The organism is Haloarcula pelagica (assembly GCF_030127105.1).
Taxonomy (GTDB): Archaea; Halobacteriota; Halobacteria; order Halobacteriales; family Haloarculaceae; genus Haloarcula; species Haloarcula pelagica.
Map to the genome: position 1 here is coordinate 244,951 of NZ_CP126163.1, position 13,173 is coordinate 258,123.

The window sequence follows — 13,173 nt, forward strand, 5'->3', positions numbered from 1 at the left end:
GATAAGATACACACTACATATCCGTATGAACTAGTTCTAAGCCGAATACTCGGTAGATAGCCAAATTATGGCTGAGGATATTGCCTGGTTCGAGGCGATCTACTCTAACGTGAGATGAGGGGAAAGATTGATACTTACCGAACGTTCAGTTAGGGTTGTGGCGCGACCCGAAGCGCCCGAATACACAATGACCGATGAATCTCGGCCCGCTGACGAATTGACAGCATCGTGGCACGGCCGCTACCTGGCTCGCTGGGGCAATGATACACCCCTCTACGAAGCCGTCACTGACGCCGTTTCGACTGTTACCGGCGATGCCCGTTCGGCAGTCGCCTCCCGCTATGATCGGGCGCATGCGTTCGCGCTCAGTCAGCTGTTCGGCGGAGCTGACGGAGCGTCGACGCCATCGACTGGGGTGGTCAAGTTCGTTCTCTCCGAGTGTGTCGTCTCGGTCCACAGCGACGGGCAACTCTCGGTCAGCCTCGCTGACCGTGAACGTAACGCGATTGACTAATCACACACACACATGCATAGACTCATCGCGAACAGCAGACCCGATACAGGATTGACGGCCGGACTCGATCGAACAATCGTCAACCGGAGACTGAATCGGGTTGATGAACCAGCCAGCCCCGAAACTGAGTATACTCCCGATACAATCTCTACAACATAATTCACATGCGACATTTTGGACTCAAAATACGGATGGCCGTCGTCGGTGCACTTCTCGCGGGGTTCTACCTCGTGGCCGTCGCCGCAGCGATGGTCGCGTTCGGCGAGGGCATCCTCCCGATTGCCATCGTCGGCAGCATCCTCTTGATCGGAATCCAGTATAAAGTCGGCAAGTGGGCCGCGTTACGGAGTGTCGGGGCCGAAGACCTGCCTGAGACCCAATACGCAGAGATTCATCAGTTCGTTGAGCGCGTCTGTCGAGAGAAGAAGATGAAGAAACCGTCGTTGAAAATCGCCAGTATGGGCGTTCCGAATGCGTTCGCGGTCGGTCGCCGCGGAAACGGAACCGTGGTCATCTCTCAGGAACTCATTCAACTGCTTGACCGAAGCGAGCTCGAAGGCGTTATCGCCCACGAACTTGCCCACATCGACAATCGCGACGTCATCACGATGCAACTCAAGGCATCGCATCCATCGTCGCTATCGTTGCGCAGTACATCGTGTTGTTCACTGGCGAGAACGACCTCGCAGATTTCTTCCTCGCTGTCGTCGTCGGGAACATCGTCCAGTTCGTCGTGATGATCTTCGTGCTCGCGATTTCCCGGTACCGTGAATACGTCGCCGACGCCGACGCCAGGGATGTCATCGGGCAGGGCGAACCACTCGCTCGCGCGCTTGAGAAAATTCATCAGGGCAACCAGCAGGCCCAACAGTCGGCTGGACGTGCCCAGCGCGGCCGTGGGTCGGCTAATCGGCGCGGCCGCGGGCGGGGGAGGCAGCGCTCCCGCAACGCGAACGTTGATCAGCAGGTGAGCGCACTCTGTATCTCCAGCTCTGACCGTGGCTTCCTCCAACAAATCGTCTCCACGCACCCGCCCATGGAGAAGCGTATCCAGCGGCTCCGCTCGTAGATGCCCGGGGTCCGCGAACTCCTCGCAGTCGTTCTCGGCGTCCTGCTCGGCATTGTGTTGATTGTCGCCCCACAAACAGCACTCCGACTGTCCGTATTCGTTGGCCCGAACCGTCGACGTCGTGGTGACTACGGCACAGACAAGCACGACTCGCTCTCCGACCAGTGGACGTGGCTCATTCGTGGACTCGGTGTCGTATGTCTCGCTATTGCGCTCTTTATCGCGTATCAAACGTATGCCTGACTGGTCCGCCAACACATCTCTATCTCTATAGCTCCAGAGAAACTCATCGATAAGAGATACTGAGGTAGTGAAAATGACGGCAACCCCGGAGTCTCGTCGGGTAGTCTTCCGACGGATCGCAAGACGTTTGTATACTGATTGGCCGGCGTACGATTCGACACCGTTGTACGATCGGACGTCGCTTGCCGGTCTGGAATCGGACGTTCGTATCGTCTCTACAACGTGGTTCAGACACGATGATCATACCTCCGTCGAGCAGTTCGTCTGCTCGCTTCCATTGGCCTATGTTATCTTTGACGCTGAGGATCGCTACGCCGGGCCCACACAATACGAGATGGACACTCTCTTTCGGATGTTCGTACTGAAAGAACTCCACAGCTGGGAGCACGAAACAGTTCTCGTCGACTACCTAGAGAACCGTCCTGAACTCTGTGAGCAACTGGGTCTCGAAACGATTCCGGATCAGTCAACACTGTGGCGAAGTGGCACGAGCGGTTCTCCGCTGACCTCAGGGAGACAGTCGAGACAGCGGCTAGAACAATCCTCATCAAAGCCCAGAATGCGGGTGTCGCGGTTCCGCGTGAGCCAACACGAAAGCTCCGATACCACGGGAACGAGTCTGGTGAGTCAGACCCGGACGATCAAACTACGTTGGAGCAGGCAGAGAAGATCACCGACCACGTCAGCCGCATCGTTTTCGCAGCGTTCTCGCTGGACCGAGGAAGGGGCTGTGAGATCCACGAGAACGCGTACTGGGACCTCCAGACGTATCTCGGACTCCGAGAGCGGTTGGCTGCGAACGAAGGGGCTCGCAGTTTCGTCTATGAGTCGTCCTGTGACCGAACCCCGATGGGACATGCCCACCGAGAGCATATTCGCGACCTCTCAATTTCAGAGATTCGTGAAATGTACCGACAGGCCGTGAATAGGCTCCTGAATGAGGTCGCGGAGACGGAGCAGTTCTTTCGAGGTGGAATCGTCGCGATCGACATCACCGAAGCCGATCCGTTCACGGGCGACCGAACGGGCCACGAAGACGAGATCATCGGGACGAAAGAGCAGACCGACGAGTACGCCTATCAGTGGGCGACAGTCCAGTTGGTCGGGAACGCCGTCCCAATCGTGCTGGACGCGCGCCCGGTACGGAAAGGAGAGTCACGAAAGGAGATCGTCGAGGACCTGGTGGGTTCGGCTGAGGATCTCGTTCATGTCGATAACATCCTGATGGACCGGGAGTTCGATAGCCAACACGTTCTGGAGATGCTCAGCCAGCGCGGGCTTTCCTACGTCGTTCCGAAACGGATGCAGACCAGCGAGAAAGCGCAGGCGAAGCGATTGCTCCACCGTGATCAAGATCGATATGAGACTGACCGGAAAGCTCCACCTTGGGAAGAACGAGTGGCACGAGACGACGCTAATCTACCGTCGGAAAGAGGACTCAGAGCACGACGATCATCGACAGTATTCGGTGTTTATGACGAATTGCGGGAGCGGACACCTTACGGAGTACGGCTACAGGTGGGAAATCGAAAGCGGCTATAGATCGATAAAGCGGTTCATGGCGGCGACGACGTCGAAGGATTTCGGGCTACGGTTCTTCTACTTCGCATTCGCCTGCCTATTGTACTCGATCTGGCGGGCTGTCGATCTGCTCGTGCAGGTTGAGTTGACTGGTGAGTACGAACATTCACCGATCGTAACAGCCGACAACACGCTGACGCTGCTGAAGAAGGAGACTGGAATCGGGTAGAGAGACACTCTGTCTGGGTTAGCGCGCTGTCTGAGTGGCTACACTATTGGACGTCTCGAAAATCTGCCCATACGGTTGGGAGTGTGACAATAATGGCTGCTTGGAGAGTGATCAGGAGCAGTTTTCGCTGACCGAATCGTCCAAATTCACGCATCACAGCCCTGCTAAACCCGCTGTAGTCTCAACTTCCACAACCTCGGAGTTTGGCCCGGTGATGCGCGTCTTATTTTCACGAGAACTGGAGTGAATAAGCTCACATCTGTCGATTCTCCACTGGAACAATACCCCACTTATCTTGCCGCTGGCACGCATCAGACCCCTATCCTCCGAAACTGTGAACTTCCACGACGTCGTCAGAAGTTGAGGCTAGTGGTCTCAATGCATATGGCATTCTGGCGTAGTTCATAAATAGTATGAAGACGTAGCTTGGGATAGAACGATGGCTCGAATCACCGGCTCGTATCCAGACGATCTCGATCTCCTCATCGAGGGCGCTGTCGAGGCTGGTGTGTTCAGTGGCAAGAGCGATGCGTTGCGAGAGTTCGTGCGTGAATACTTCGAGGACCACGAAAGCGAGCGTATTGCAGCTGCGGTCGCCCTCTACGAACGCGAGCGGATCACACTCGGTGATGCTGCGAGACTCGCTGCTGTCGACCGCTGGACGATGCGTGACATCCTCCGTGAGCACGGTGTTGAACTCCGCCTCGGACTCGTCGACGAAGAAGACGCAGTCGACGAAGTAGAGGCGGCGAGCGAACTCGAATTCGGTGATGAAGACTCGTCTGATGAGGAGTCACGTGCCAAATGACAGGTGACGATATTCCAGCGAACCCGAGCGTCCTGAACACGACCGTCCTCTCGAATTTCGCCTACATCGATCAGCTGTGGGTAGTTGCTGCCCTCGCTGGAATCTGTACGGTACCAGTCGTCCGTGAGGAGCTCGAACACGGCGTTGATGACCATCCATATCTTCAGTCGGCACTCGATACACTCGACGACGAGATTCCAGTCGCGACGATTTCGGATACCGTCGCAAACAGAGAGGCGGTTGTCAGTGACCATCTCGATCCCGGTGAAGCACAGGCGTTTGCCTTGGCGGACGGTCGGCTACTGACCGACGACGGGGATGCCCGATCGTTTACGAAAGACCAGGGCGTGACCGTTGTCGGGTCGGTCGGGATGCTGTTGGCTGCGATCGAGGCTGAAAAGATTGATGAGCCAACTGCCGACGAGTGGCTGTCGACATGGATCGATGAAATGGGGTACTACGTGCCACATAGTCGATTTCGGCATATCGGTGAGATACGCATACCGCCCCCTCCATAGCGGGTGTAGTCTCGATGCATGGACGACAGGGCGTGTCCGAGTACTGGCCATCCCTCCTATTGTGACATCACAAGCTCGAACCGCGCCCCGCCCTCAGACCCGTCTGTCACAGACACCGTCCACCCGTGAGCCTCTACGATCCGTTTTACGATGGTTAGTCCGAATCCGGTCCCCCCACTCGTCGAAGAATGGCCTGGTTCGAAAATCTCCTCGCGCCGATCTGCGGGGATCCCGGACCCATCGTCTTCGACGTAGATAGTGTTCTCATCGACACGTCCGACACGAACGGTCACGTCCGTGCCGCCGTGTTCGATAGCGTTTCGGAACAGATTCTCGAACACGTGCCGTAATCGGTCGCGATCGCCCTGGAAGGTCATCTCATCGGTTATCTCGAGAGTCGCCGCGTCTGTGTCTACCGTTCCCCAGCACTTCCCGACGAGATCGGTCAGACTGACCGACTCCGTTTCGTCTATGGTCTCGCCTTGCCGAGCGAGCGTCAACGTGTCCGCGATGATCGCCTCCATCCGGTCGAGTGCCCGCAGGAGTGGATCGAGGTGTTCGCTCTCCGTTTGTTCATCGAGGATCGTTGCGCGGCCCTGTGCGACGTTGAGCGGATTGCGCAGGTCGTGGGAGATGACACTCGCAAACTCGTCGAGACGCTCCTTTTGCCGACGAAGCTGTCGTTCCCGTTCGACGCGGTCGGTGACGTTCCGGGTAATTCCCACGAGACGGGTTACGTCGCCGTCAGTGAGTACCGGCGCGAGATTCGTCTGCCAGATGCGTGCCTCCTCATCGATTTCTAGCTCTTCCTGATACGAGATCGGCTCACGAGCTTTGACACACCGGTAATAGTTCGCTTCGAGTTCCGCTCCCTCTTGCTCACCGAATACATCACGAGGCGTTTCTCCCCGCACCTCTTCGGTCGTGATTCCGGTTTGTCGCTCGTATGCCGGGCTAAGACGGTCGAACTCGAACGTAATGTCGTCGTCTGAAGCGTCGACATCGAGGAAGAAAATCGCGTCCTCTGCATTGTTGAGGAGGGCCTCGTACTCTCCAGCCAGTTCGCGGAGTTCCCGTTCCTGTTCTTTCCGCTCAGTAATCTCCCGGCTGTTGAGTAGGATACCGTCGATGACATCGTCTTCGAGCCGGTTCCGCATCGTGGCTTCGATCCAGCACCACGACCCGTCGGCGTGTTTGAATCGGACTTCGACGGTCTGGGGTTCGTCCGGGGTCTCCAGAACAGCTTCAACCGCGTCGGCGTTTTTTTCACGGTCGTCGGGGTGTACGTATTCGTATCCGGTGTTCCCGACTAACTCCTCGGGATTGTAGCCGAGCACTCGTGTGACGGCGGGGCTCACGTACGTCATCGTTCCGTCAGTGTCGATGATCGTGGCGATGTCGTTCGACTCTTCGACGAGCGTCCGATACCGATCCGTCTGATTCTCGTTCCGAGTTTCCGATGTCTCAGTGTCTTCCATTGGTCAGTTGTGTTCAACAGGCGTTGCCTGAACGGACGAGTCGGTGGACACCCGGGGGCTCAATATGACTGCTGCTCCACGCGGTGAGTTGTTCACGAAGGTGACTTCGCCACCGTACAGCGAGACAGTCCAGTAGACGATCCAGAGCCCGAGTCCGCTGCCGTGCTGGAGCGGCGTTTCCTCGCCCTGATTGATCGTCTCCAGCTCTGATCTGGAATCCCCGGTCCGTTATCCACAATTTCGATGTCGATCCACTCTGCAGACTGCTTTTTTTTGGATGGTCTGGTGGTAACCGTCACCTCGGGTTCGGGTTGGTCGTTGTGGACGACAGCATTATCCAGCAGTTCCTTCACTGCCAGCTTCAACCGGCTATCTGCTCGAACGTAGAGTGGGTCAGAACCATCAAGATCGAATGAAGTGGTCGAATACTCTTCAGAAACGGTGGTGACGATATCGCTAACTAACTCCGTCACATTGGTAGCAGTCTCAGCTGATACTTCCTTTTCGAACAATGAGCGCACAGTTTCGGCTTTGTCACCCAGCGACTCCATGGCATCCGATCGTCTTTCGATCGCCCGCACGTGCGCCTGCGATTCGTCATCGCTCAGCGATTCGCGGAGTAGTTCGGCCCGGCCCTGAATCACGTTCATCCCGTTCTTGAGGTTGTGGCGCAAGACGCGATTGAGCACGTCGAGTTGCTGTTTGCGCAACCGTCGATTCGTCACGTCGGACTCGATCGTGACGAAGTGCGTGATCTCTCCGTCGTCGTTCGCTATGGGCGAGATCGTCTGGTCGACGTGATACAGCTCCCCGTTTTTGCGCTGATTGATGAGACTTGCATTCCACTGCTCGCCCGAAAGGATCGTCTGCCACATCCGATCGTAGAACTCCTCGTCCTGTTTGCCTGATTTGATGATGCGGGGGGTTCGACCGACGGCTTCCTCACGAGTATAGCCGGATCGGGATTCGAATTTCGGATTCACGTACTCGATAGTTCCTTCCCTGTCAGTGATGAAGACCGCATGTCCTGCGTTCTCGACGGCTTTTTTGAACAGCTGTAGGTCCATCTCGCGCTCTTTGCGCTCGGAGACGTCCTCCTGGAATCCGACGTAATTCTCGACGGTTCCGGCGTCGTCTCTCACCGGCGCGATACTGACGCGGTTCCAGAACTGACTGCCGTCCTTTCGGTAGTTCCGGAGTTCCACGGACACCGGCTCGTCCTTCTCAACCGCCGTCCGCATTTCGGCGACGGGTTCCTCTCGAGTCGCCTCACCCTGGAGAAACCGACAGTTGCGCCCGAGCGATTCCGATTCAGAATACCCCGTCAGCGCTTCAAATCCCTCGTTTACGTAGATCATCGGGTTGTCCTCTCGGTCGGGATCAGTAATGGTGATCCCGACGGGCGCTTTGTCCATCGCCTGGGACTTCAGTTCAAGCTCTCGTGCGTACGCTTTCCGGTCTGTCACGTCGCGTGCAGAGAGGATTACCGGTGACTGGTCGGAATCCTCGAGCGTCGCGGCCGACACCTCCAACTGTCGCTTTTCTCCATCCTTCGTCTGACATGTGAGGTCGTCGGTCGATCCCTGCCCCGCCTCCTGTACCTGCTGGAGAAAGGACCGAAACCGCTCTCGATCGTCGGCGTGGATCGTCTCAGTCGGGGATACAGAGAGCAATTCGTCGCGCGAATATCCCACGAGGTAACACGCTGCCGGATTACACTCGGTGATCTCGTCGCCAGATGGAGCAACAACGAAGATCGCGTCGTTCGTCGAATCGAACAGCCGCTGAAATCGAATCTGCACGTCCTCGTAGCGCGTGGACAACTCCACCGACTGCTCACGCCTCGCCAACAAATTCCCCACACGACGAAACAGGGTCGTCCGGTCGACGGGTGCAGCCACCACTTCGTCAATGAGCGGTGGGCCGTCGCCGTTCTGCTCTGACGGCAGCGGGACCGTTCCCCTTGACCCTTCCTGTTGGATCAACAGTACGGGCGTGAAGGTCGGATGGGCCTCTTTTTTGTGCTCGCGTAACGTCTCGCGGTACGTCGGTACCATCTGTTCACCAACGAGATAACAATCGACGGGCTGGAGGGTGTCATCGACGATGACGTCGTACCGCTCGTCGAGAAATTCTTCGAGCGCTTCCCGGTCGTTGTCCCCGTGAATAAAGAGTTGTACCGTGTGTCGCTCACTCACTTCGCGACTCGACCGGTCGGTCATGATTGGTCGGTTGTCTGTTGGTACTCGTCTGGAACGCGATGCGTTGAACTACCCTGCATGATCCCTCGAACGGTCTCGAACGGTCCTTCGATAACCAGCCCCTCGCCGGACTCGATAGCAAACCGCTGGAACCGGCTGTCGAAATCACCGAGCCGTTTTTTTACAACGCCGATCGCTCGGTCCAGTTCGCCGTCGACCTCCACATACGTGAGAAACACGATGTTGTCCGCGATGTAGCTGGTGTTCGTACTCGTGGCTTCCGGGATGCCGGTGAGACGGTCCGCCTCGTCCGTGACGATGACCGCGATACCGCGATTTTTGAGTATCCGGGTGAGACCGTGCAGCCGGCGAACGAGTCGCTGATCGCTGCCCTGGAGTGAGATCTTGTAGCCCGAGAGCCCGTCGATGAACACCGCGTCCGGTGCGTGCTCGTCGACCTGGTCGAGGACGTGCTGATCGAACTCCTCGGCCGAACGCACGAGCGGTTCGGTCTCTGTCAGCGCCAGTGATCCCTGCGTCTGCATCTCCGAGATCGGGAGTCCGAGGGTTTCCGAACGATGGACGAACTGGTCGATAGACTCCTCGAAAAGGTATCCGAGTGCTGTCCCACCGTCTTCGACGATGCCCGAGAGTATCTGCGCACCGGTGGTCGATTTGCCGATGCCGGTCGGGCCGCTGATAAACGAGACGGTCCCGCGTTCGATTCCGCCACCGAGGAGACCGTCGAGGGATGCGTGTCCGGTAGAAACGAGTTCCGGATCGAACGTTCGGTTGTCGTGTTCCGGGATGGTCTGTGGGTAGACTTCGATCCCGTGCTCGCGGATTTCGAGTCCGTGAGTGCCGTCTACCTGTCCGAGGCCACGGTGTTTCGGGACCGCGATCCGGCGTTCGTGCTCGTCGAGATACAGGTTGATGACGCCGTCGCTGAGCGATTCGAAATCGTCGTGCGTGCTTTCGCGAGTCCGTTCCCTGTCGAGTGTTCGCGTTGCGACTGTCGTCACCTGCCGGTCCCGGAGAAAGCGGATGAGCGATTGCAAGCGCTTCCGGTACTGGTATTCGTCCCGTTCCACGTACTGGAGTTGTGTTATCGGGTCGATGAGAATCCGGGCCGGGTCGACATCCTCGATTACGTGTTTGATATCCTGCGTGAATTGCTCGGATTCGACTTCAGTTGCCTCGACCAGGTTGTAGGACTTGTCCTCGGCGAAAAAGTCCGTCCCGGGCCCGATGTCCAAAAACTCGGCGTCCCGAATGTCGACATCGAGTCGTGCTGCGTTGACGAGAATGTCGTGTCTGGACTCTTCGCCGTGGATGTAGACGACTGTCTCGTCGGCATCGAGTCCCGCTCGTAGGAAGTGCTGACCGAGAAGCGATTTCCCCGTTCCCGATGCGCCCTGGACGAGGTACGTACGGCCCCGGATATACCCTCCGTTGAGCAGTTCGTCCAGCTCGGGGATACCCGACGCTACCAGCTTGATTTCCTCGTTCGTCGTGTCGCTGGAGTTATCAGGCACCGTATATCACGTCTTGTAAGCGGGAACCGAGAGATATAATTCGGAGGTCTAGATAACGGGACACCTGATAGATAGAATATATCTTCGCTCAGTGTGCGGTTTCGACGCCAGTGATCTCGAAGCGGGCACTGCTCGCCTCGCTGTCGGTCACGTGGATCTCCCAGCCGTGTGCCTCCACGATCTCCTTGACGATTGTGAGGCCGAATCCAGTGCCATCGTCAGCGGTCGAGTAGCCAGCCTCGAAAATATCGTCGTGGTCTTCGTCGGAGATTCCTGCTCCATCGTCCGCGACGTAGAACCCGTCAGCTAGCTCCCCGACGGTCACCGTTACCTCGCGGCCGCCGTGGTTGACGGCGTTCCTGAAGAGATTCTCGAACAACTGCTGAAGTCGGCTCCAGTCAGCCGATATCGTCTGGTCTGTTTCGACGGCGAGCGTTGCGTCCGCACCCGGCGTCGTCTGCCAACACTCCTCGGCCAGTTCCGACAGGGTGACCGGTTCCGTCGTTCCGACTGCGTTCCCACTCTGGGCAAGCGTCAATAGATCATCGATGAGCGCCTGACAGCGATCGACTGCGTCACCCACTTCATCGAGGTGAGGGGAGTCACAATCGGCCTGTGCCAGTTCGAGGCGGCCCTGGGCAGTCATGAGCGGGTTTCGGAGGTCGTGGCTGACGATGCTTGCGAAATCCTCGAGACGGGCGTTTTGCCGTTCGAGTTCCCGTGTACGCTCTTTGCGCTCTGTGATATCTCGGAGTGTCCCGACTGACCCGTCGAACTCGTCACCTTCGTAGGGAAGGACACCCATGTGATCCTCACAGACGATCGGGTCGCCGTCACATGGCTGGATCGTCACCTCGAATTGTACCGTCTCCGGACCGTCACTTGACAGCAACCGTCCCAGGTGGTGTTCCGCCCGTTCGACGGCATCCTCGTCCTTGATGAGTGACGGCGTGCTTCCGAGAATGGTTTCCCGGTCGTAGCCGACCAACTCGACGAGTTCATCGCTGACGTAGGTGAATCGTCCCTCCTCGTCGAGCACGTACACGGCGTCGGTCAAGGCCTCGATGATCGTCTTGTGCATTTCGAGTTCCTGCCGACGCTCCTTGCGGTCGGTGATATCGTGACCAGCACCACGGAGTTTTGTTACCCTCCCACCGGATTCTACGACCGGCGTGATCGTCATGTCTATCAGACGCTCGTCGCCGTCCCCTGGCTGAAGTCGCCACGTGTTGTGCTGTTCCTCGCCTGTCTCGAAGGCCCTGGTGAGTGTGTGCTGGATCTCTTCGCGGTCGTCCGGGTGGAACAGTGCTATCCCCTCCTCGAGAGATATTTCGGTCTGATCAGGACGACCGATGATTCGCCGGGAGCCAGCCGTCAGCAAGATAGTCCCGCTCTCTCTGTCCAGCTCCCACCCACCGGTGTCGCCGGCAAACTCCGTCAGTCGCATCAGTTGTTGCTGTCTGTCGACCCGCTGTGTCTCGCGTCGCGTCCGGACAGCATTGCGGATCCGGTTGGCCAGGAGTTCGTACTGCTCGGTGCCGGAGCCCTTCTGGAGATAGTCGGTGACGCCGGCGGAGATGGCGTCGCTGGCGATGGCCTCACTGCCCTTGCCGGTGAACAGGATGAACGGCAGGTCGGGATACCGCTCTCGGACAGCCCGGAAGAACTCGAGTCCGTTCATGCCGGGCATGTTGTAATCCGAGACGACACAGTCGGGCGGGTGATCACGTATTCTTTCCAATCCTTCCTCGGCGCTGGTCGCTGTCTCGACAGTGAACTGGTCGTCCTCTCGTTCGAGGAACGTCGCGGTGAGATCAGCAAAATCGGACTCATCCTCGACGTGCAGAACCTCTATCAGTTCTACGGTCTCACTCTGGACTTGTGCCTCACTCATGTTTCAGCCGAGATAGTTTCCGGATCGATCCAGACGATGTGTCCGTCTTCCCGGGTGACGAGGCCGTTGACCATTGCCTCGTCGACTGCTTCGACAGAGTCGGATTCGATCGTCAGGATCCGGCGCACGTCCGTTACCGCCCAGCCGGAACGCCCGCCAGTCGTCATTTCGGTATCGAAGACGATCATCCTGTCCTGGCTGATCCCGTTGTCTTCGTATCCGTCTTGCAAGAGTCTGGCACTCGGATCGATGACTCTCGTCGTCTCACCTCGGAGATCGATCGCTCCTTCGACGTGCGGAGGCGAGTCCGGGATCGAAGTCACATCTTTTTTCGAGCGACTGACGACCTCGGTGACGTACTCGATGTCGATACAGTACCGTTCCTCCCCGAGTGTGAACTCGAGGATTTGGTGTGACGTCATGGGCTCACTTCTCCGCCTTGTGACCTGGCGTTTGATCCTCAGTATCAGACGTGTGGTGCCCGCCGTCGGCCGCGGCCGGCGATCCAGTTGTCGCCTCGACTGCTGTCCCAGCACCTGACCCGGTGTCGAAATCCGACACCTGGTCGTGCAGGTCTTCAGCGAGACCGGACAGTTGCTGGATGTTCTCCGAGGCTTCGGACAGGGAAGCGGTCTGTTCCTCGGTTGCGGCAGAGACGTTGCTCGCTTCGGCTGCAGTTTGCTGACTGACGCTGGAGACCTCGTCGACCATCGAAACCACTTCCTCCGAGGAGGCCGCCTGGTCGTCGGTGGCGTCGCTGATTTCTCGGATACCGCTTTCGGCCTCCTGGACGGCGTTGGCGATCTCGTCGAACATCTCGATGGCGTCCTCGATCGTATCAGACCCGCGTTGCACCTGATCGCTCATCTGCTGCATTCCCTCGACGGTATCCTCCGTCGTCGCCTGGACTTCTTCGATGCGCTGTTCGATGTCGGCAGTCGCCTCGGCAGCCTCCTCTGCCAGGGATTTGATCTCGTTTGCCACGACCCCGAATCCTTCGCCCGCCTCGCCGGCACGGGCAGCCTCAATGGAGGCGTTCAACGCGAGCATGTTCGTCTGCTCGGCGATCTCGGTGATCATCTCGACCACTTCGCCGATCTGGTCCATCTTCTCGTCGAGCGTTTCGACCTGCGTGGCTGCCTCGTCGGCCCGGGTTTCGATGG

The 13,173-nt window shown here is 57.9% G+C and carries 10 protein-coding genes and 2 pseudogenes; 6 read left to right on the forward strand and 6 right to left on the reverse strand.

Annotated features, from left to right (window positions below; all coding sequences use genetic code 11):
* Nucleotides 1–187 precede the first annotated feature (187 nt).
* The 6 genes and pseudogenes from P1L40_RS22415 (at nt 188) to P1L40_RS22435 (ending at nt 4,902) form a co-directional block, all read left to right on the forward strand.
* Nucleotides 188–514: a HalOD1 output domain-containing protein gene (locus P1L40_RS22415; RefSeq protein WP_284011653.1), complete on the forward strand. Its 327-nt coding sequence runs from the start codon at nt 188–190 to the stop codon at nt 512–514.
* Nucleotides 515–705: 191 nt separating this feature from the next.
* Nucleotides 706–1,583 (forward strand): annotated as a pseudogene (locus P1L40_RS22420) (M48 family metallopeptidase).
* Nucleotides 1,584–1,826, forward strand: a complete 243-nt coding sequence (locus P1L40_RS23775; RefSeq protein ID WP_080505559.1) for a DUF6199 family natural product biosynthesis protein — start codon at nt 1,584–1,586, stop codon at nt 1,824–1,826.
* A 73-nt stretch (nt 1,827–1,899) separates the two neighbouring features.
* Nucleotides 1,900–3,576 (forward strand): annotated as a pseudogene (locus P1L40_RS22425) (transposase).
* A 439-nt stretch (nt 3,577–4,015) separates the two neighbouring features.
* On the forward strand, nt 4,016–4,384 hold the full coding sequence (locus P1L40_RS22430) for a UPF0175 family protein (protein ID WP_284011654.1): 369 nt from the start codon (nt 4,016–4,018) through the stop codon (nt 4,382–4,384).
* Nucleotides 4,381–4,902 carry a PIN domain-containing protein gene (locus tag P1L40_RS22435; protein ID WP_284011655.1) on the forward strand — a complete coding sequence of 174 codons (522 nt, stop codon included), beginning with the start codon at nt 4,381–4,383 and terminating at the stop codon, nt 4,900–4,902. Before P1L40_RS22430 ends, P1L40_RS22435 begins: the two co-directional genes overlap by 4 nt.
* 56 nt (nt 4,903–4,958) lie before the next feature.
* Here the strand turns inward: P1L40_RS22435 and P1L40_RS22440 are convergent, their stop codons facing one another.
* The 6 genes from P1L40_RS22440 to P1L40_RS22465 all read right to left on the reverse strand — a co-directional run bounded on the left by P1L40_RS22440 (nt 4,959) and on the right by P1L40_RS22465 (nt 13,117).
* Nucleotides 4,959–6,380 (reverse strand): PAS domain S-box protein, encoded by a 1,422-nt coding sequence (locus P1L40_RS22440; protein WP_284011656.1) that lies wholly within the window; start codon nt 6,378–6,380, stop codon nt 4,959–4,961.
* A 92-nt stretch (nt 6,381–6,472) separates the two neighbouring features.
* Nucleotides 6,473–8,602 carry a PAS domain S-box protein gene (locus tag P1L40_RS22445; protein WP_284011657.1) on the reverse strand — a complete coding sequence of 710 codons (2,130 nt, stop codon included), beginning with the start codon at nt 8,600–8,602 and terminating at the stop codon, nt 6,473–6,475.
* Entirely contained in the window at nt 8,599–10,116 is a 1,518-nt protein-coding gene (locus tag P1L40_RS22450; protein WP_284011658.1) for an ATPase domain-containing protein, read from the reverse strand. The genes P1L40_RS22445 and P1L40_RS22450 overlap by 4 nt, the downstream gene beginning before the upstream one ends.
* Nucleotides 10,117–10,204: 88 nt before the next feature.
* Nucleotides 10,205–12,010 carry a PAS domain S-box protein gene (locus tag P1L40_RS22455; RefSeq protein ID WP_284011659.1) on the reverse strand — a complete coding sequence of 602 codons (1,806 nt, stop codon included), beginning with the start codon at nt 12,008–12,010 and terminating at the stop codon, nt 10,205–10,207.
* Entirely contained in the window at nt 12,007–12,432 is a 426-nt protein-coding gene (locus P1L40_RS22460) for a chemotaxis protein CheW (RefSeq protein WP_284011660.1), read from the reverse strand. The genes P1L40_RS22455 and P1L40_RS22460 overlap by 4 nt, the downstream gene beginning before the upstream one ends.
* Before the next feature lie 4 nt (nt 12,433–12,436).
* Complete coding sequence (locus tag P1L40_RS22465; RefSeq protein ID WP_284011661.1) at nt 12,437–13,117, reverse strand: methyl-accepting chemotaxis protein; 681 nt, start codon at nt 13,115–13,117, stop codon at nt 12,437–12,439.
* Nucleotides 13,118–13,173: the final 56 nt, after the last annotated feature.

Excerpts from the sequence above, each read along its gene's own strand:
- P1L40_RS22415 (WP_284011653.1), top strand. The coding sequence starts at position 188 with ATGACCGATGAATCTCGGCCCGCTGACGAATTGACAGCATCGTGGCAC.
- P1L40_RS23775 (WP_080505559.1), top strand. The coding sequence starts at position 1,584 with ATGCCCGGGGTCCGCGAACTCCTCGCAGTCGTTCTCGGCGTCCTGCTC.
- P1L40_RS22430 (WP_284011654.1), top strand. The coding sequence starts at position 4,016 with ATGGCTCGAATCACCGGCTCGTATCCAGACGATCTCGATCTCCTCATC.
- P1L40_RS22435 (WP_284011655.1), top strand. The coding sequence starts at position 4,381 with ATGACAGGTGACGATATTCCAGCGAACCCGAGCGTCCTGAACACGACC.
- P1L40_RS22440 (WP_284011656.1), bottom strand. The coding sequence starts at position 6,380 with ATGGAAGACACTGAGACATCGGAAACTCGGAACGAGAATCAGACGGAT.
- P1L40_RS22445 (WP_284011657.1), bottom strand. The coding sequence starts at position 8,602 with ATGACCGACCGGTCGAGTCGCGAAGTGAGTGAGCGACACACGGTACAA.
- P1L40_RS22455 (WP_284011659.1), bottom strand. The coding sequence starts at position 12,010 with ATGAGTGAGGCACAAGTCCAGAGTGAGACCGTAGAACTGATAGAGGTT.
- P1L40_RS22460 (WP_284011660.1), bottom strand. The coding sequence starts at position 12,432 with ATGACGTCACACCAAATCCTCGAGTTCACACTCGGGGAGGAACGGTAC.
- P1L40_RS22465 (WP_284011661.1), bottom strand. The coding sequence starts at position 13,117 with ATGGACCAGATCGGCGAAGTGGTCGAGATGATCACCGAGATCGCCGAG.